Below are 19,754 nucleotides of genomic sequence, written 5' to 3'. Positions count from 1 at the left end.
TGATTCAAACTGATTTTATATTTGTTTTCAGGGCATCTTAACTCCTTTAGCAAATCAATGGCATTGTTGCACTTCGATTTTTTCGTTTACACTTGCCGAGCCGAGCCTTTTATGCTTTTTTCTTTCACCATGCAAAAATCAGTCTCCAACCATTCCGCCACTTTTTAATTAAATCTTCAAAAAATTTTGCCCTTCCTGAATTAAAGCATCTTTCCTTTCGTTCTTCAAATAATCCGATGTTCTTCTCCGGCACTTCCAGTCTCCAACAGCCGTCCTGCCTAAAATCAATCAGTGTTTTTGTAACCACGGTTAGTGCCCATCCGCTTTTCCAGGATTATCCGTCCATTTTAATTTATACCAAATCAAACGCTTGCGGTGGTGTTCAAAAAAACCGAATAAACCAAAAGCTCGAAAAATGTTCCACGTGGAACATTTTTCGAGCTTTCCATAAAATCCCCTGCTGTTAAGGGACAACAGTCTGGCTATATTCCTTTACCTTGGCAGCTTCCACCGGAATGCGCACCGTGTATTCCAGATAGCCTTCCTCCTCCTTTTTTTCTGCCTTCGCTGGTACTCCTGCCTCCACCATCAGCTGCACCGCCTTGTTGATGGTGTTTACAAAGATACGCACATCTCGCACCATGGGAATTCTCTTCCGCCTCTGGGGTGGCTGGGTCAGCATCCGTTCCACCAGTCCATCCGCCTGCCTGGCATTTAAGCCCTGCTGGGCAAACTGCTCCAGCGCCCGTTTCCTTTGGGGGCCTTCAGGCAGTCTTAAAATTGCCCTTGCGTGGCGTTCGGTGAGATTTTGCTCCAGGCAGTAGGCTTGTTCTTCCGGTGTGAGTGCCAACAGCCGAAGCTTATTATTTAAGGTAGGCTGTGCCATCCCCAGGCGGCGGGCTGCTTCTTCCTGGGTACAGCCCCACAGCGCAATCATTTCTTTAATCCCCTTCGCCTGGTCAAAAGCATTCAAATCCTGACGCTGCAAATTTTCCAGCAAGCTTAATGCAGCGGTTTGCTCGTCCTGGTAATCACACAAAATGGCAGGTACCTGGCTTAATTTGGCCATCCGGCAGGCCCGCAGCCTTCGTTCTCCCGCAATCAGCTCATACTTCTGCCCTCGTTTGCGCACCGTTACCGGCTGCAACAAACCGTTTTCCAAAATGCTCATGGCCAATCCCGCCAGTTCCTCTTCCTCAAATTGTGTGCGGGCCTGAAAGGGACAGGGCTGAATTTGGTCAATGGGCAACATGAGTACCTTTCCTTTTCCCTGTTTTTTGTATGGCAGTATCATCAAGTCCTCATCCTTTCCCAAGTGGTTTTATATTCCCTGTTTCAGGACCAATCTTTCCCGCCCGAAACAGCCCTGCGGCACACCTTTTCAGGACCAAAAAAACAGCACATTCCTGGTTCTCTGAAAGCTTAGCCGCAGCCTTTTCCAAAGTATACCATGAATGCGCTGTACGCACCAGAAAATTCCATTTACAAGGTTCTGGATTTTTTCGCCTGTTCTGTCATCACTTTAAGGGAGCTTTTGCAATTTTTCCACCGTTTCGGGGATATGCAGGGGGAGTTTGCGATATTTTTTTGCACACAATCAAGCTTCGGGCATCGCCACCTGGCAGCTGAAACTCCTTGCTCTCTGCAAACTTGCCCCCCAACTTGGCAATGGCACCACGGGCAGCCTGCAATTCCTCCTGGGCGGATGCGCCCTTCAAGGCAATAAATACGCCGCCCTGCTTCACCAAAGGCAGGCAGTACTCGGCCAAAACCGGCAGAGCCGCCACCGCCCGGGCACTGGCCACATCAAAGGCTTCCCGCCACTGTTTGCGCGCTGCTTCCTCTGCCCGCTCCTTGGCAAACTCCACGCCCGTCAGCCCCAGTTCACTGCAAACATACTTCAAAAACTCCACCCGCTTGCCGGTGGGTTCCATGAGGGTGAGTTCCAGCTGGGGCTTGTAGATTTTGGTCACCAAACCAGGGAACCCTGCACCACAGCCCACATCCACCATCCGGCCAGCCACCTGGGGCTGGGAGGCAAACAAAAGGCTGTCCAAAAAGTGTTTGATTTCAATCCCTTCCGGGTCGGTGATGGCGGTGAGATTCACCTTCTGGTTATACTCCACCAACATCTGAGCGTAGCGGTCCAGCTGGTCCAGCTGCAAGGCCGAAAGCTCAATTCCATATTCCCGGCAGCGTGCTTGCAAACGACTTTGTTCAATCATGCTTGTTTCTCCTTTTCCGCATTGGCTGCCGCCACTGCCACACTCAGCACCGAAAGGTCAGCCGGCGATACGCCGGGAATCCGTCCAGCCTGGGCCAGGTTCACCGGTCGAATTTTGCCCAGCTTTTCCCTTGCTTCCAGCCGCAGGCCACTCAGGGGCTGGTAATCAAAATCTTCCGGAATGGGAATGTGCTCCAGCCGCTTCACCTCTTTGATGGTGCGCATCTGGCGGCTGATGTAGCCCGCATACTTAATTTCGGTGGTAATACGACCTGCCATCCGCCGGTCTACCCCTTCGCCCCAGCCAATTACCTGGGCAATCAGAGAGTAGTCCAGTTCCGGGCGGCGCAGCAGCTCTGCGGCAGTTCCTCCCTTTTCCACGGGGGCAATGCCCGCAGCTTCCAGCACCGGATTCAGCTGGTTTGCCTTAATGCTGGTCTGTTCCAGTCGCTTGCGCTCCTGCTCCTTCACCGCCATGGCTTTCTGGTAGGCTTCCCATCGCACATCATCCACCAGGCCAGCCTGCCGTCCAATGGGGGTCAACCGCTCATCGGCGTTATCCTGGCGCAGGGTCAGCCGGTACTCGCTGCGGCTGGTCATCATCCGGTAGGGGTCCATTACGCCCTTGGTTACCAGATCATCCACCAAAGTACCCAGATAAGAGGTGTGACGGGGCAGAATCACCTGCTCCCGGCCCAGCACCTGAAGGGCAGCATTCAAGCCTGCCAGCAGGCCCTGGGCTGCCGCCTCCTCATAGCCGGAGGTTCCATTAAACTGCCCCGCACCATACAGACCCCGAACCGCTCTGGTCTCCAAGGTCAGCTTCAGGGCGGTGGGGTCAATGCAATCGTACTCAATGGCATAGGCCGGGCGCAAAATCTCCACATCCTCCAGCCCTTCAATGGTGCGGTACATGGCATTCTGCACATCCTCCGGCAGGCTGCTGCTCATGCCTTGCAGGTACATCTCCTCGGTGTCCAGTCCGCAGGGCTCCACAAAAATCTGGTGCCGTTCCTTTTCTGCAAACCGAACCACCTTGTCCTCAATGCTGGGGCAGTATCGGGGACCAATTCCCTCAATGGCTCCCCCATACAAGGGCGAGCGATGCAGATTTTCCTGAATCACCGCATGGGTGCGGGGATTTGTGTAGGCAATGTGGCAATCCACCTGATTTTTCACAGCACCCTCAGGGGTCAAAAAGCTAAAGGGTTCGGGCGGCTCCTCGCCGGGCTGGCGCTCCAGCACTGCAAAATTTACGCTCCGCCGGTGCACACGGGCAGGGGTACCGGTTTTGAACCGGCGCAGCGGCAGCCCCGCCTTGCGCAGGCTTTCGGTCAGCTGGTTGGCTGCGTGCTGGCCGTCCGGGCCGCTCTCCACGCTGGCATCCCCCACAAAAATACGCCCTCCCAGGTTGGTGCCGGTACACAGCACCACCGCCTGGGCAGTGTAGTAGCCATTTAACCGGGTGCGCACTCCGCACACCTTGCCTTCTTCCAGCACCAGCTCCACAATCTCGCCCTGCTTGATGTCCAGATGCTCGGTCTGCTCCATCAGATGCTTGGTGTAGGCATGGTAGGCGGTGCGGTCAATCTGCGCCCGCAGCGAATGCACCGCAGGCCCCTTGCCCCGGTTCAGCATCCGGCTTTGCAGGGTGGTGGCATCGGCTGCCAGACCCATCACACCGCCCAGCGCATCCACCTCCCGCACCAAATGCCCCTTGGCGGTGCCGCCAATGCTGGGGTTGCAGGGCATATTTCCAATGCCGTCCAGGCTCAGGGTAAACAGGGCGGTGCACACCCCCAGCTTGGCTGCCGCATGGGCCGCCTCAATGCCTGCGTGGCCCGCACCAATGACCACAACCTGATAATCTCCCAAATGATTCATGCTATCCTTGCTTCCTTCTTGCTATGCCCCATTTTGCACAGGTTACTTACCCACGCAAAACTTGGAAAATACTTCTTCAATCACAGCCTCGCTGGCATCCTCGCCCATCAATTGGCAGAGGGCCGTCAGGCCATCGTCCACGCACACGCTCACAGCGTCCAGTCCATACCCTGCCTCCATGGCTTCCAGGGCCTGTTCCAACGCCTCCTTGGCTTGCACTGCTGCACTCAGCTGCCGCTGGCTCACAAGACAGGGTGCATTCAAATCCAGCTGGGCAACGCCCAGCACCTGCTGCACCGCCTGCTCCAGCTCCTGCAAGCCCTGGCCCTGGCCTGCGGTGATGTGCACCAGCTGGTCAAAGCAATCTGCAATCTGGGCCGTGTCAAACCGGCGCTCCAGGTCTCCCTTGTTAATCAGGGCAATGGCCCGCTTGCCGCTGCATCGCCGGGCCAGCTCCAAATCGTCCTGGGTTACGCTGCGGGAACCATCAAACACAGCCAGCACCAGCCCTGCTTCCTCCAGCTTGCGGTGGCTGCGGCGGATTCCCTCCGCCTCCACCACATCTTCCGTGTGGTGGATACCGGCGGTATCAAACAGATTCAACCGGATTCCTCCCAGCATCACTGCCTGCTCCACCACATCCCGGGTAGTACCTGCAATGGGAGTCACAATGGCCCGGTCAAACCCGGACATCAGGTTCAGCAGGGTGCTTTTGCCCACATTGGGGCTGCCCACAATGGCTGCATCCACGCCATGGCGCAGCACCGCACCTGCCTCATAACCAGAAATCAGACTCTCCACCTGTTGCTTTACGCCGCACAAGGCCTGTCCCAGAGCCTGTTCTTCCAGTTCCGGCACATCTTCTTCGGGAAAATCCACCCAGGCTGCCAGGTGCCCCGCCAGTTCCAGCAGAGTGGTTTTACAGCCCTCAATGGCTGCCGCCAGGCTGCCGTTCAAAGCACTTTCTGCCAGGGCTGCGCCCTGTCGCCCTGCCGCGGCAATTACATCCATCACGCCCTCTGCCTGGGTCAGGCTGATGCGCCCATTCAAAAAAGCCCGCTTGGTGTACTCACCGGGCCCTGCCGGCACAGCTCCTGCCCCGATGCAGGCCTGAATCAGGCTTTGGGCAATCACCATGCCCCCGTGGCAGCTCAGCTCAATTACATCCTCGCCGGTGTAGCTGTGGGGAGCCCTAAAAAACAAAGCCACGCCCTCGTCTAGGGTGGTCTCACCATCCACAAAGCGGCCGTATAAGGCGGTGTAGCCCTTGGCCTTTTCCACCTGTTTTTCCGGGTTTCTGGGCCGGAACACCTTCCCGCCAATCTGATAGCTTTCCGGGCCGGAAAGCCGCACCACTGCAATGCCACCGGCGCCGGGTGGGGTGGCCAATGCCACGATTGTGCTGTTCATATCCACATACCTCCTTGTGCCGTCTTGCAACGGTGCAATGTAATTCGATTTATTTTATCACACCCACCGGGCAAGGGCAAGGCAAAGCCCTGCACAAACCCACACCGCCCGCTCTTTTTTGCCGCCAGCGTTCCTCCCCTTTTCTTCCTCCACACCTGCCCCTTATTTCCCCGGTCCGGCCCCTCCAACCCTCTGCACTGTTGAGGACTGCTTTCCCCTCTTATGCCATGCTCCCAGCACAAAGTGCAGCATTTTGCGCTGGGCTGTAAGCAGCACCTTTGCTCTGCTCCAAAACCAAAGCCCCCTGGGCCCTTAAAGGGCCCAGGGGGCTTTGCGAAAATTTACTGGATAATGGGAGGATTCTCTCCATAAATGGCCACATGGCCTTTCATAAAATCGTAAAAACTCTGGTACTGCTGGGCATCAATGGCCTGGGGCCAGGTCATGAGCACCAGGGGGTACCACGTCTGTTCCTTTTTATAGGGAATGTGGATGTAGTTGTAGTCATTGGCAACAAACCCACACCGCTCATAAAAGCCCTTTCGCCGCAGGGAAATTTCATCCTCAGGGGGGTCAATTTCCAGCACAATCCTGCTGCCTTTCGCCTTTAAAGCCTCCAGCACCCGGCTGCCATACCCCTTGTTCCGGGCCTGTTCCAGCACCGCAAAATGCTCCAGATACAAAAAGTCCTGGTGCTGCCAGTACATCACAAACCCCTGCACAGCACCTTCCTCCAAAATCAGATCCACGGCATAATCCGCCGCCTGCTCCATAGCTCGCTTCTGATCTGCCAGATTGCGCTTTTCAAATCCGGGAAAGCTCCGCTCATACAACGCCCAAATCCCTTCAAATTCCGGGTGAGTCCATTCTCTCATCCGCTTCAGTTCCATCCTTCTCTTACTCCTCTCCTTTGGGGCAGCTATTTGCTGCTCCATCCATTCAAAAATGCCCGGCTTTCTCCCTTGGGCGGAAAAAACCGGGCATTTTTATCAGGTGAATCTCACCCTTACAGTTCAATTTTGCCGTACAATGCAAACCCCTCTGCATCGTCAATCACCTGGGTGCGCTTGGGCGCAACAGGCTTTGCATTCTCATCCCGCTGTTCCTGGGCGAAGGTACGGCCAGGCACCTGGCTGCGGCGCTCGCTGCGCTGGCCGGGCTTGCGGCTGCGGGAGCGGCCTGCGCTGCGTCCAGCAGACTGCCGGGGCTGATCGGGGTAGATGACCACACGGCGCTGGGTGCCCTCACCCTTAGACTCACTGTGTACCCCTTCCATGGCGCCAATCACGCTGTGAATAATGCGCCGCTCGTAGGGATTCATGGGCTCCATGGAATGGCTGCGGCCATTTTTAAGTACCTTGGCACCCAGCCGCTGAGCCAGTGCTTCCAGGTCCTTTTCCCGCTTGCTCCGGTAACCGGCCACATCCAGGCCCAGCTTCAGGTAATCCCCTTCCAGGCGGTTGGCCACCAGGCCAGCCAGGTAGGAAAGGCTCTCCATGGTCTCACCACGGTGGCCAATCAGAACCCCCACTTCATCGCCCTCCACCTTTATGATGTAGGCCTCACCCTGCTGCTCTGCCCAGATGGTCAGATTTTCTGCGCCCATCAGGGCAAATACCTGGGTCAGGTACTCCATGGCAGCAGCCAGCTTGGGGTTGGCTGCCGTGTCCACGGGCTTGCTCTCTGCGTTCTCCTCCTCTGCCTGGGGCGCATCCGCCTGCTCCTGGGCAGCAGGCTGAGGCTCCGGCTGGCAAACAGGCTCCGGCTCCACCACCGGCTCCTGGGTGGGGATGGGGTCCAGCTGAGGCTCCAGCGCCTGGGCCCGCACCTTGGCAGGCACACGCTTGAACAGCCGCTGCACAGGCATCTCCAAAATTTCGATGCTCACTTCCTCACGGGGCAGGCCCAGCTGCTGGCAGGCAGCCTCGGTGGCCTCCTCCACCGTTTTGCCGGTGACGATCACTTCACGCATGATTTATTCCTCCTTACTCAGTTGGCTCAGGGGTACGGTGCGCTCATCCTTGTATTTTTCCTCGTCCAGCTTGCGGGCCATATCCAGCCGAAGCCGGTTCAGTTCAGCCTCGTTTACCTTTTTCACCGTCTTTTTTCCATTTTCCTCAACGGTTACTTCCTTTTTTTGCTTCTTTTCCCGTTTCTTCTGCTCAATTTCTTCCTGGATTTGCGCTTTCAGTTCTTCCGGGTCGTACATCTTGCGCAAAATTACGCTCTGCACAAACTGGAACAGGTTGGAAACAGTGTAATACAGGGAAAAACCAACGGGAACCTGGAAGGCAAACCACACAAACATCAGGCTGGTCATCCAGGGCATCAGCTTCATGCTGCCCTGCATCTGCTGGCCGCTCATCTTCATGGTGATCACGTTCAGCATGGCCATGGTTACAATGCTCAGCAGGGGGAAAACCAACAGGGCATTCAAAGCCATGCCGGGCTTATCCATCAGGTTAATGCCCATAAAGTTTACATGGAAATCCTGGATGGCTGCCAGCTGATCTGCGCTAAAAACATCCGCAAACATACTGGCGTCCCGCTGTACCTGCTGCACAATCTGGCTCTGGGTGGTGTAGTTGCTGGCGGCCAGGCCCATGACCTGGGCAGCCTGGTTAATCACCTCGCTGGGCAGATGCAGAATGTACTGCAAGGGCCGGTACACCACCTCAATGATACCAAAAATCACAAAGAGGTTCAAAAACATCGGCAGGCAGCCCGCTGCGGGATTGTAGCCATACTCCTGCTGCATCCGCATCAGCTCTTCGTTCTGCTTTTCCCGGTCTTTGGCGTACTTTTTCTGGATTTCCGCAATCATGGGTTGGTAGGCAGCCATGCGGGCGGTGCTCTTCTGCTGCTTAATCTGCAAAGGGAAGAACGCCAATCGAACTGCCACAGTAAACAGAATGATGGCCCAACCATAGTTGCCCACCAGTTCGTAAATCCACTGGAGCACATACCCCAGAGGAAGGCCGAGAATTCCTAAAAATCCCATATTCAATTCCTATCCGCCCCGCTTGCGCCCCAGGGCTTCGTTAATCTAGTTGTAGCGTAGGACAGTCCCCTGCGCAACGAAGGACCGTCATGAGGGGTTTTGTGCCGGCAAGCCTACCGGGGCCGGTAGAGCTTGCGCTCCTTGCTTTTCCAGCACCCTTTTGGGGGTACCGGGTCATAGCCTGCTTTTCCAAAGGGGTTGCAGCGCAAAATACGCCACACCGCCAGCAACAAGCCTTTTGCCGCTCCATGCAGCTGGATGGCCTCCAGGGCATACTGGCTGCAGGTGGGCCGAAAACGGCAGTTGCCGCCCAGATGGGGAGAAATATACTTCTGATACCCTCGAATAAGCAGCACGAAAACGCGGGCGATCATCAGACCAGTCCCGCGTCTTTCAGCAGTTGTTCGGCCGCCAGCCGGATTTCCCCGCTTTTGCAGCGGGCCGTCTGACCCCGTGCCACAAACACCAGATCCAGCCCTCCCACCTGGTAGGGCAGAATCTCGTAAAGTGCAGCACGAATCACCCGCCGTGCCCGATTTCGCTGCACAGCGTTGCCGATTTTTTTGGTGGCTGTAATGCCCACACGGGTTTTGCCCAGGCGGTTTTTTACCACATACAGCACCAGTTTGGGATGAACAAAGGCCTTGCCCCGGGCATAAGCCCGGCTGAACTCCTTGTTCCGGGTAATGGGGCGATAACGCATCTTTTTTCCTCGTATGGAAAAACAAGGCCACTCCTTTTGGTGTGGCCTTGTTCTGCTAAGCTCCCGCAGCGGCGGGCGTCGTTTGATTATTAGGCAGACAGCTTCGCACGGCCCTTGGCACGACGAGCAGCAATGACCTTACGGCCGTTCTTGGTAGACATTCTCTTCAGAAAGCCATGTACACCACTGCGATGACGCTTCTTGGGCTGAAAAGTTCTTTTCATAATATGTTCCTCCAAAAGGCCCCGCATGGGGCATGATTAATTCGGTTGCGGCCTAACCAATATTGGATATGGCCTTGCAACATAAAAGTATACTGGACATTCCTTGCCTTTGTCAACACCCAAAATCAAGAAATTTGGCTTTGTGCGGCCCTTTGGTGGTATCGAAGGGAGCAAACAGGACCATTCTTCTTTTACTATTATAGATGTATAGCTGGGCTTATCCGGGCTTTTCTCCCCTTTGAAGACCGTTTTTCATTGTCACACCCTTTTTTTTATGCTATAATGAAACAGATTCAAATTTTTTCGGTATGGGAGCGTTTTGTGTCTATGGATTCCTTCAACGATGTTTTAAGCGCAGCAAAAGAATACTGCAAAGAGCGCCTTGTGGATGCAACCTATAACCTCTACATCGACGGTCTGGAAGCAGTAAGCTTTGAGGGCAGCGGCAAGGTCGTATTGTCCGTGCGCAACGACTTTATCTGCACCATCGTCCGGGACCGCTACACCCCCCTGCTCAAGGAAGCTCTGGCTGCCGTGCTGGGTTTCGAGGTGGAGGTGGAGCTTGTGGTGCCAGCCACCGCTCCCGAAAAACCGGCAGCCCCTGCGGCGCAGCCGGCACCAGCGGTGCCCAGCGGCAAATATGATTTTACCTTTGAAAACTTCATTAAAGGCCCCTCTAACCAGTTCGCCTATGCGGCAGCCCAGGCGGTGGCCTCCAATCCCTCCGGCGCCTACAACCCCCTGTTCATCTACGGCCAGTCGGGTCTGGGCAAAACCCACCTGCTGAATGCCATCCAGGTGGAAATCAAAAAAAATCATCCCGACTTTAACATTGTCTATGTGGACTGCGAAAAGTTCACCAACGAAATTATCACCGCCATCCGGGAGGGCAGCACCGAGCTGTTCCGGCAAAAATACCGGGCAGCGGATGTGCTGCTGGTGGATGACATTCAGTTTATCGCCGGCAAGGAAAGCACCCAGGAAGAATTCTTCCACACCTTCAACACCCTGCACAATGCAGGCAAGCAGATTGTGCTGGCCAGCGACCGGCCCGCTAAGGAGATCAAAAGTCTGGAGGAGCGTCTGCGCACCCGCTTTGAATGGGGCCTCACTGCGGACATCCAGCCCCCGGACTTTGAAACCCGCGTGGCCATCATCCGCCGCAAGGCAGAGCTTTTCAACCTGGATATGCCCAACGAGGTGGCAGAATTCATTGCCAACCACCTCAAAAACAACATCCGCCAGCTGGAGGGTGCCGTCAAAAAGCTGAACGCCTACTATATGCTGGAGGGCATCCAGCCTGTCATTGGGGTAGCGCAGAATGCCATTAAGGATATTCTCAACGAAACCCAGCCGGTACCCGTCACCATCGAAAAGATTATTGGCGAGGTAGGCCGTACCTATAATGTAACCCCTGCCGAAATCCGGGGCATGCGCCGTACAGCCAACATCTCCGCAGCCCGGCAAACCGCCATCTATGTGGTGCGGGAGATTACCGGCATGAGCATGGAGGACATCGGCAAGGAGTTTGGCGGCCGGGATCACTCCACCATTGTGTACTCCCTTAAATCCATGGAGAACAATCTGAACAACGACCGTCACCTGAAAGAAACGGTGGAGGACATTATCAAGAATGTCCGTTCCTGACCGGTCCCTTTCCGGGGTCAGGCTATCCTGGCCCCGGTTTTTTGGGCCGCAGCCAGCAGGCAGTGGGTATCTTCTGCTTTTCTGGTAATCCGCTGGCCTCTTCCTTTTCAACCATTTCAAAGAGGGTTTTTCCCTCCTTATTATTTTTTTGTTTTTTCAGCGGCTTTCCGGCAGCGTTTTTTTGCAAAAATTACGGCTTTTTAGGGCCTTTTTCTTTTTTTGCTGCCAGGAAAATCGCCCTTTTGTGTCCCCATTATGACACGAAATGTGACATAATGGGGATTATACAGCCCGGAATAAACCACTGCATCTGGCCTGTTTTTCCTTAAAAAACTGGAAAAAACCACCCCTTTTCCCTCTCAAAGTTTTTCTCGAACTTTTCAACATTTAACAAACCCTTTTCCACCACCCATGTGGACAATCCTTCAACAAACACTTATTCACAAATTTTCAACTCCAAAACCACACTTCCACACCCCCTTTTTCCCCAGGCTGTGTGGGCATTCCCTTCACTTTTTCACAGTTTCAACAGCCCCTATTACTACGGCTACCGAAACTATGTTTTTTCATAATCGATTTCTCACCTTCCCTTCCACCGAAAGGAGCAAACACCATGAACATCATCTGCGATAAATCCCTTCTTTCCAGTGCCATTGACGGTGTGTCCAAAGCCGTCACCCTTCGTTCAGCCATCCCTGCACTGGAAGGCATCCTCCTAAAAGCCGATGGTTTCCAACTTACCCTCACCGGCTACGACCTGGAGATGGCCATCACCACCACCATCGAAGCCAATGTACGGAAACCGGGTGAACTTGTTCTATCTGCAAAACTATTAGGCGATATGGTCCGCCGTCTGCCCAGTGGCGAAATCACCATCTGCACCAACGAATCCGGAAATGCCACCATCAAGGGCGGCGTAGCCGAGTTCGACATCCTTGCCATGAGCAGTTCCGACTACCCGGATCTTCCCACCCCCGGTGCAGACCACACCCTCACCCTAAAAGCAGGTGTTCTGCGGGAAATGATTGAAAAAACCCTGTACGCCGTCAGTCAGGACGACAAAAAACCTGCCCACACCGGCGAACTTTTCTCCATCGAGCAGGACCGTCTCACCGTAGTAGCCCTGGATGGCTACCGGCTTGCCATTGTGGAGCGTCCGGTCCAGGCAGAAAAAAGCATCCGCATCATCATTCCCTCCAAAACCCTCACCGAAGTCAACAAACTTCTGGGTGAAGACAGCCAGGATGTACGCATCAGTGCCAACCGCCGTTTTGTTGTATTCCATGCTGGCAGCTACACCATCGTATCCCGTCTGATTGAAGGCGAATTTCTCAATTATGCCACCGTTATCCCCTCCGAAAGCAAAACCCAGGCAGTGCTGGAAACCAAAGATTTCATCGAAACCATCGAGCGGGCCAGCCTCATCATCACCGAACGGCTGAAAAATCCCCTTCGGATCCTCTTCGACCAAAAAGTAACCGTCCGCTGCCAAACCAACCTTGGCAAAGTGGTGGATGAATTCCCTGCTTCCATCCAGGGCGATCCGGTGGAAATTGGCTTCAACAACCGCTACCTGCTGGATGCGCTGCGCAATTCCCGCTGCGAGCGGGTTCGTCTGGAGATGAACGGCCCCCTGAGCCCGGTTAAAATTCTGCCTGCGGAGGGGGATGACTTCATCTACCTGGTACTGCCGGTGCGTTTCAAAAACGACTGACCTTCCAATATGCACTTTTGTTGCAACCTAAACAGGCAAATCCTTCCCTTTTGCATGCATAAAAATACAGCGAATATTCATACAAGGCGGATTTGCACCCTTTTTCAACTCCCGCCCCGCCATCCCCTCAGCATGGACGATTGTGCAAATTTCATTGCTTTTTCCGTCCTGCGTTGAAGACCTTCCCTCAAAAACCGGTCCTCAACGGGCGCCAACGCCCCTAAAAACCGGACCTGTTGGTCCTCAACTGCTCTCTGCAACTGGATGGCAGCCCACAAACGGCCCAGAGCCTTCTCAGCGGGCAGCAAAGCCCACTTCACTACGGTTCGGCCAGGACCCCAAAAGGAGAAACAACCCATGGAACAGATTCACATTCACACGGAATACATCAAGCTGGACGCCCTGCTCAAGCTGGCAGGTCTGGTGGAGACCGGCGGCGAAGCCAAGGTGCTTATCCAGGACGGCCAGGTGCAGGTAAACGGCGAGGTTTGCCTGATGCGGGGCAAAAAACTGCGTCCTGGCGACCAGGTTACCCTGGATGGCCGCACCGTGGCGATTGGCGGCTGAGTCCATGCGGATCACCGACCTTCAGCTGGAGCATTACCGCAACATCCGGCAGGCCCATTTTCAGCCGGGGCCGGAGCTAACGGTCATCTGCGGGCGCAACGGTCAGGGCAAAACCAACCTGCTGGAGGCAGTCTGGCTCATGACCGGCGGCAAAAGCTTTCGCGGCTCCAAGGACGCAGAGCTGATTCAGCGGGATCAGCCCTTTGGATCACTGCAAGCAGTCACCGAAACGGATCAGGGCCAGCAAAACCGCATTCACCTCACCATCGGCAGCAAGCAAAGCCCCCGGCCGGGGCGGTGCGCCCGCCGCAACGGAGTGGATTTGGGCCGGGCTGCGGCTTTGGCGGGCAGTTTTCCCGCCGTGGTATTTGAGCCGGGCAACCTGAACCTGATCAAGGGCAGCCCGGAAGGGCGCCGCCGTTTTCTGGATGCGGCCCTCTGCCAGCTCTACCCTGGCTATCTGGCCACCTGGCGCCGGTACGCCCGGCTTCTGGCCCAAAAAAATGCCCTGCTCAAGCAGTACCACCGCACCCCCGGTGCAGGGGAGATGCTGGATGTGTTCGACCAGGAGCTAGCCCGCCATGGGGAAGAACTGATGGCCCGGCGCAGCCGGTACATGGAGCTGCTCATCCCCTTTGCCCAGGAAAACTATGCCCAGATTTCCCGGGGCAGCGAGCCGCTGCAGCTGCACTACAAACCCAGCTGCGAGCCAGGGCAGCTGGCCCAGCTGCTGGACCAGGCCCGCAGCAGCGATTTGCGGGCAGGCTTTGGCACGGCCGGCCCCCACCGGGAGGACTTTGAGGTCCTTCTGGCAGGCCAGCCAGCCCGGCTGTATGCCAGCCAGGGCCAGCAGCGCAGTGCGGTGCTCAGCCTAAAACTGGCCGAAGCCAGCTGCACCCAGCAGATTACCGGGGAGCATCCGGTCATGCTGCTGGACGATGTGCTCAGCGAACTGGACGCAGTACGGCAGGAATACCTGCTCACCCGGATGCGGGGCAAGCAGACCATCGTTACCGCCTGCGATTCCAGTCTGTTTCACAAAACCGAAGGGGTCATGGTGTGCATGGAACAGGGCACCCTGCGTCCCCTCTGATACCGGGCCCTCGGGCCCTATGCGAAAGGAGTGCGGCAGAATGTACCTTCACCTGGGGCAGGACTATGTGGTCCATACCGACGACATCATCGGCATATTTGACATCGACACCACCACCATCTCCAAGCACACCCGGGGCTTTCTGCGCCATGCGGAGCAGGAAAGTGCGGTGGTCACCCTGAGTGACGAGCTGCCCAAAAGCTTTGTGGTAACGGACTTTCCCGGTGAAACGGTCTACATCAGCCCCATATCGTCCAAAACGCTGGAAAAGCGCTGCGGCAGGCTGGACCAGCTGGGCATCAACGAGCGGTAAGCTCCGCCGCCCTCAGAGGGCGGCCACACCAACGAAATCAATCCGGCAGCAGTCCCCAGCGGACTTGGCACCGGTTTATCACAACGCCTGACCGGGCAAGGGGTCCGGTTGGTGCGTTACGCAACACAGGAGGCAAGAAATGGCACAGGAAATCAACAAACAGCAGGTGGGCCAGGCCGAAGATTACGACGGCAGCCAGATTCAGGTCCTGGAAGGCCTGGAGGCGGTGCGTAAGCGGCCCGGTATGTACATTGGCTCCACAGGCCCCCGTGGCCTGCACCATCTGGTGTACGAAATTGTGGACAACGCCATCGACGAGGCGCTGGCAGGCTACTGCAACCACATCGAGGTCACCATCAAGAAGGACAATGTCATCGAAGTAACCGACAATGGCCGCGGCATTCCGGTGGACATCCAGCCCAAGCTGGGCATCCCTGCGGTCACAGTGGTGCTCACCGTGCTCCACGCCGGCGGCAAATTCGGCGGCGAAAACTCCGGCTACAAGGTGGCCGGCGGTCTGCACGGCGTAGGCTCCAGCGTGGTAAACGCCCTCAGCGAGTGGCTGGAGGTTATCGTCCGCAGGGACGGCAAGGAGCACTACCAGCGGTTCCAGCGGGGCGTGCCGGATGCTCCCCTGCAAATCCTGGGCCCTGCCACCACCACCGGCACCACCGTGCGCTTTAAGGCAGACCCCCTGATGTTCACCGAAACCACCGTCTACGACTACGAGACCCTGCTGGTGCGCCTGCGGGAGGAGGCGTTCCTGAACGCTGGGGTGCGCATCACCTTCACCGACGAACGGGGCGAGGAGCCTGTGCAGGAGAGTATGCATTACCAGGGCGGCATCTCCAGCTTTGTGGACTACCTGCAAAAAAAGCGGGATAACACCGTGCTTCATCCCCAGGTGATTCACCTGCGGGGCCAGCGGGATGACATCATTGCCGAGGTGGCCATGCAGTACAACGATGGCTTCAACGAGCTGATTCTCTCCTTCGCCAACAATGTGAACACCCCGGACGGCGGCACCCACGAGGAGGGCTTTAAAAATGCCCTCACCCGTGTCATCAACGACTTTGGCCGGGAAAAGGGCTACCTGAAGGAAAAGGACGAGAACCTCAGCGGCACCGATGTGCGTGAGGGCCTTACCTGCGTCATCAGCGTCAAGCTCACCGAGGCCCAGTTTGAGGGCCAGACCAAGGCAAAGCTGGGCAATACCGAGGTGCGCAGCCTGATTTCCGGCATGGTCTACGAGAAGCTCAAGGAATTTCTGGAAGAAAATCCCGGTGTGGCCAAAGCCATCTACGAAAAAGCCACCCAGGCTGCCCGTGCCCGTGAGGCCGCCCGCAAAGCCCGTGACCTGGTGCGCCGCAAAAGCGCCCTGGAAACCAGCCGTATGCCGGGCAAACTGGCGGACTGCCGGGAAAAGGACCCCTCCAAAACCGAGCTGTACATCGTCGAGGGTGATTCTGCCGGCGGCAGCGCCAAGCAGGGCCGTGACTCCAACATTCAGGCCATTCTGCCCCTGTGGGGTAAGATGCTGAATGTGGAAAAGGCCCGCCTGGACAAGGTCTATGGCAACGAAAAACTCATGCCGGTGGTGCTGGCCCTGGGCTGCGGCATTGGCGAGGAGTTCGATGTAAGCAAGCTGCGCTACCACAAGGTGTTCATCATGGCCGATGCGGATGTGGACGGCAGCCACATCTGCACCCTGCTGCTCACCTTCTTCTTCCGGTTCATGCGTCCCCTCATTGAGGGCGGCTATGTATACATTGCCCAGCCGCCCCTGTTCAAGCTGGCCAAAGGCAAGGATGTGCGCTATGCCTACGATGATGCAGAGATGAGCCGCCTGAGTGCCGAGATGGGCCAGGGCGTCAAGATCAGCCGCTACAAGGGCCTCGGTGAGATGAACCCGGAACAGCTGTGGGAAACCACCATGAACCCGGACAACCGGGTCATTGTGCAGATTTCCATCGAGGATGCCCAGAAGGCAGACGAAGCCTTCACCATCCTCATGGGCGATAAGGTGGAGCCCCGCCGCCAGTTCATCGAGAAGAATGCCGAGTACGCTACGCTGGATGTTTGATGGAAAGGACCGATAAGCAATGATAGAAAACAACCTCAATCCGGGCACCCATCTGATTGTCCGGGACATCAAGGACGAAATCGAAAAGGCCTTTTTGGACTACTCCATGTCGGTCATCGTGTCCCGTGCGCTGCCGGATGTGCGGGACGGCCTCAAGCCGGTGCACCGGCGCATCCTGTACACCATGTACGAGCGTGGCAACGACCCCAGCCACCCCTACCGCAAAAGTGCGGACACCGTAGGTGCGGTGCTGGGTTCCTACCACCCCCATGGTGACGCCAGTGTGTACGACGCCATGGTGCGCCTGGCCCAGGATTTCTCCATGCGCTATCCCCTGGTGGATGGCCAGGGCAACTTCGGCAGCGTGGACGGCGACCCCGCCGCTGCCTACCGATACACCGAAGCCCGCATGAGCAAGATGGCGGTGGAACTGCTCACCGACATCGAAAAGGACACCGTGGACTTTGGCCCCAACTTTGACGAAACCAAAAAGGAGCCCACCGTGCTGCCCAGCCGGTTCCCCAACCTGCTGGTAAACGGTTCCACCGGCATTGCCGTGGGCATGGCCACCAACATCCCGCCCCACAATCTCACCGAGGTTATCAACGGGGCCATTGCCCTCATCGAGCAGGATGACATCGACCTGGGCCAGCTGATGGAGCACATCAAGGGCCCGGACTTCCCCACCGGCGGCATCATCATGGGCCGCAGCGGCATCCGGGCAGCCTACGCCACCGGCCGGGGCAAGATTACCCTGCGGGGCCGTGCCGAAATTGAGGAAAAGAAGAACGGCCGGTTCCAGATTATCGTCACCGAAATTCCCTACATGGTGAACAAATCCCGCCTGATTGAGAGCATTGCCGACCTGGTGAAGGACAAGCGGGTGGAGGGCATCAGCGATCTGAACGACGAATCCAACCGTCACGGTATGCGTATCGTCATCGAGCTGAAAAAGGACGCCAATCCCCAGGTCATCCTGAACCAGCTCTACCGCTACACCCAGCTGCAGGATACCGTAGGCGTGCACCTGCTGGCATTGGATAAGGGCGTGCCCAAAACCATGACTCTCAAGCAGATGCTTCAGCGGTATGTGGAATTCCAGATGCAGGTGGTGCGCCGGCGCACCTCCTTCGACCTGAAAAAGGCCGAGGAGCGGGCCCACATTCTGGAAGGCCTGAAGCGAGCAACCGACATTGTGGACGCCATCATTGCCACCATCCGTGGCTGCAAGGGCGGCCAGGCGGAAGCCCGTCAGGCCATTATGGACGAATTTGGCTTTGACGAACCCCAGGCAGCAGCCATCTGTGCCTTCCGTCTGGGTCAGCTGGCAGGTCTGGAAATCCTCAAGATTGAGGGCGAGCTGGCAGAGCTGGCCGAAAAAATCAGCGAGTGGCGGGCCATCCTGGCCAGCGAGGCCAAAACCATGGAAATCGTCAAGGAGGAGCTGATTCTCCTGCGGGATAAATACGGCGATGAGCGCCGCACCGAGATTGCCCATGTATCCGGCGAGGTGGACATTGAGGACCTGATTCCCGTGGAGGAATGTGTCTTTACCCTCACCCACGACGGCTACATCAAGCGCCAGCCCAAGGACACCTACCAGGTGCAGAAGCGGGGCGGCCGGGGCATCTCCGGCATGAGCCGCAAGGATGAGGACTTTGTGGAGGAACTGTTCATTGGCTCCACCCACGACTTTGTGCTCTTTGTAACCGACCAGGGCCGTGTATACCGGCTCAAGGGCTACCAGATTTACGAGGGCAGCCGCACCTCCCGCGGCACCAACATCGTCAACCTGCTCCCGCTGCAAAATGGCGAGAAGGTCACCACCATGCTGCGTATGCCCGCCGAAGGGGCCCAGGGCTATCTGGTTATGGTCACCCGTCAGGGCGTCATCAAGCGTACCCCCATCGAGTCCTATGCAAACATCCGCAAAAACGGCCTGCTGGCGGTAAGTATGTACGAGGGCGACAGCCTTGCCTGGACCCAGATTACCACCGGCAGCGATGAGCTGATTGTTGCCACCCACGATGGCCTGGCCATCCGCTTCAACGAGCAGGATGCCCGCAGCATGGGCCGTTTGGGCCATGGCGTTCGTGCCATCCGGCTCCAGCCTCAGGACTATGTGGTGGGCGTTGGCGTGGTAAAGCCCGGCGCTACCGTGTTCACCGTTACCGAGTCCGGCAAGGGCCGCCGCAGCCGGGTGGAGGACTACCGCCTGCAAAGCCGTGGCGGCAAGGGTATCCGCAACTATGGCCTGGGCCAGGTGGCCGGCATCAAGGTGCTGGACGAGGACGACGACATCATCCTCATCAGCCAGGATGGCATCATCATCCGTATGCACGCTGCCGACATCAATGTGCAAAGCCGGTACGGCAGCGGTGTCCGGGTCATGCGTTTGGGTGAAGGCGACCGGGTGGTTACCGTAGCCCGCACCGAACATTCCGACGATGAGGAAGTGGCCAAGCCGGAAAACGAACCGGAAGAAGCCCTCACCCCCGAGCAGCTGGCAGCCCTGGAAGCGGAGGAAGCCGCCCAGGCCCAGGAACCGGTGGAGGATGAGGAGACGGCCGAATAAAGCCCATCCTTTTAGCAGATTGGCCGGGCTGAAAAGCCTTGTGTATGCTGTCCGGCTGCAATGCTGCAATGCATTCAAAATCCCCGCTGCAAGGCGGGGATTTTTTTGCGCCAGGCAGTTTGCGCACTTTTCCCGTGCGTTATTTGACGCAAACCAGTGAAAGGCATAGAAAAAACAATCCTTTTTGGTGAAATACACGGTTTTTGCAGGTGCAAAAAAATAGGCTTTGACGCAGGCATGTTGAGACCGTATAATAGAAAAGACTTGCAAAAATGGGGCTCGACCCCACGGTCTCCGGCACCGTTGCCTGCCCTTT

At 56.7% G+C, this 19,754-nt stretch carries 17 protein-coding genes; 7 read left to right on the top strand and 10 right to left on the bottom strand.

Features of this window, described 5'->3' with window-relative positions; genetic code table 11:
* Positions 1–463: 463 nt before the first annotated feature.
* The 10 genes from ACH2EM_RS01655 to rpmH form a co-directional block, all read right to left on the bottom strand.
* Positions 464–1,252, bottom strand: a complete 789-nt coding sequence (locus ACH2EM_RS01655; protein ID WP_395150310.1) for a ParB/RepB/Spo0J family partition protein — start codon at positions 1,250–1,252, stop codon at positions 464–466.
* A 265-nt stretch (positions 1,253–1,517) separates the two neighbouring features.
* The gene (gene rsmG / locus ACH2EM_RS01650) at positions 1,518–2,225 is read right to left on the bottom strand and encodes a 16S rRNA (guanine(527)-N(7))-methyltransferase RsmG (protein ID WP_395150309.1); all 708 of its coding nucleotides are present in this window, start codon (positions 2,223–2,225) and stop codon (positions 1,518–1,520) included.
* Complete coding sequence (gene mnmG / locus ACH2EM_RS01645) at positions 2,222–4,108, bottom strand: tRNA uridine-5-carboxymethylaminomethyl(34) synthesis enzyme MnmG (protein WP_395150308.1); 1,887 nt, start codon at positions 4,106–4,108, stop codon at positions 2,222–2,224. The genes rsmG and mnmG overlap by 4 nt, the downstream gene beginning before the upstream one ends.
* 42 nt (positions 4,109–4,150) lie before the next feature.
* On the bottom strand, positions 4,151–5,518 hold the full coding sequence (mnmE, locus tag ACH2EM_RS01640) for a tRNA uridine-5-carboxymethylaminomethyl(34) synthesis GTPase MnmE (RefSeq protein WP_395150307.1): 1,368 nt from the start codon (positions 5,516–5,518) through the stop codon (positions 4,151–4,153).
* Positions 5,519–5,859: 341 nt separating this feature from the next.
* Positions 5,860–6,408, bottom strand: coding sequence for a GNAT family N-acetyltransferase (locus tag ACH2EM_RS01635; RefSeq protein ID WP_395150305.1), 549 nt, complete (start codon positions 6,406–6,408; stop codon positions 5,860–5,862).
* Positions 6,409–6,524: 116 nt separating this feature from the next.
* Positions 6,525–7,490, bottom strand: coding sequence for an RNA-binding cell elongation regulator Jag/EloR (gene jag, locus ACH2EM_RS01630; protein ID WP_395150304.1), 966 nt, complete (start codon positions 7,488–7,490; stop codon positions 6,525–6,527).
* 3 nt (positions 7,491–7,493) lie between these two features.
* Positions 7,494–8,519: a YidC/Oxa1 family membrane protein insertase gene (locus ACH2EM_RS01625; RefSeq protein WP_395150303.1), complete on the bottom strand. Its 1,026-nt coding sequence runs from the start codon at positions 8,517–8,519 to the stop codon at positions 7,494–7,496.
* A 113-nt stretch (positions 8,520–8,632) separates the two neighbouring features.
* The gene (gene yidD / locus ACH2EM_RS01620) at positions 8,633–8,893 is read right to left on the bottom strand and encodes a membrane protein insertion efficiency factor YidD (protein WP_395150302.1); all 261 of its coding nucleotides are present in this window, start codon (positions 8,891–8,893) and stop codon (positions 8,633–8,635) included.
* Entirely contained in the window at positions 8,893–9,222 is a 330-nt protein-coding gene (gene rnpA, locus ACH2EM_RS01615) for a ribonuclease P protein component (RefSeq protein WP_395150301.1), read from the bottom strand. Before rnpA ends, yidD begins: the two co-directional genes overlap by 1 nt.
* A gap of 89 nt (positions 9,223–9,311) precedes the next feature.
* Positions 9,312–9,446: a 50S ribosomal protein L34 gene (rpmH, locus tag ACH2EM_RS01610; protein WP_395150300.1), complete on the bottom strand. Its 135-nt coding sequence runs from the start codon at positions 9,444–9,446 to the stop codon at positions 9,312–9,314.
* A gap of 327 nt (positions 9,447–9,773) precedes the next feature.
* Between rpmH and dnaA the strand changes: the two genes are divergently transcribed.
* The 7 genes from dnaA to gyrA all read left to right on the top strand — a co-directional run bounded on the left by dnaA (position 9,774) and on the right by gyrA (position 19,438).
* Complete coding sequence (gene dnaA, locus ACH2EM_RS01605; RefSeq protein ID WP_395150319.1) at positions 9,774–11,093, top strand: chromosomal replication initiator protein DnaA; 1,320 nt, start codon at positions 9,774–9,776, stop codon at positions 11,091–11,093.
* 613 nt (positions 11,094–11,706) lie between these two features.
* Positions 11,707–12,807, top strand: a complete 1,101-nt coding sequence (dnaN, locus tag ACH2EM_RS01600; RefSeq protein WP_395150299.1) for a DNA polymerase III subunit beta — start codon at positions 11,707–11,709, stop codon at positions 12,805–12,807.
* 357 nt (positions 12,808–13,164) lie between these two features.
* The gene (locus tag ACH2EM_RS01595; protein ID WP_395150298.1) at positions 13,165–13,374 is read left to right on the top strand and encodes an RNA-binding S4 domain-containing protein; all 210 of its coding nucleotides are present in this window, start codon (positions 13,165–13,167) and stop codon (positions 13,372–13,374) included.
* A 4-nt stretch (positions 13,375–13,378) separates the two neighbouring features.
* Positions 13,379–14,467: a DNA replication/repair protein RecF gene (recF, locus tag ACH2EM_RS01590; RefSeq protein WP_395150297.1), complete on the top strand. Its 1,089-nt coding sequence runs from the start codon at positions 13,379–13,381 to the stop codon at positions 14,465–14,467.
* Positions 14,468–14,507: 40 nt separating this feature from the next.
* Complete coding sequence (gene remB, locus ACH2EM_RS01585) at positions 14,508–14,780, top strand: extracellular matrix regulator RemB (RefSeq protein ID WP_395150296.1); 273 nt, start codon at positions 14,508–14,510, stop codon at positions 14,778–14,780.
* Between the two features lie 139 nt (positions 14,781–14,919).
* Positions 14,920–16,863: a DNA topoisomerase (ATP-hydrolyzing) subunit B gene (gene gyrB, locus ACH2EM_RS01580; protein ID WP_395150295.1), complete on the top strand. Its 1,944-nt coding sequence runs from the start codon at positions 14,920–14,922 to the stop codon at positions 16,861–16,863.
* 19 nt (positions 16,864–16,882) lie between these two features.
* Positions 16,883–19,438: a DNA gyrase subunit A gene (gene gyrA / locus ACH2EM_RS01575; RefSeq protein ID WP_395150294.1), complete on the top strand. Its 2,556-nt coding sequence runs from the start codon at positions 16,883–16,885 to the stop codon at positions 19,436–19,438.
* Positions 19,439–19,754: the final 316 nt, after the last annotated feature.

The organism is uncultured Allofournierella sp. (assembly GCA_944382705.1).
Taxonomy (GTDB): Bacteria; Bacillota; Clostridia; order Oscillospirales; family Ruminococcaceae; genus Allofournierella.
Note: the sequence above shows the minus strand (reverse complement) of the source record. Positions and strands in the feature narration are given on the sequence as shown.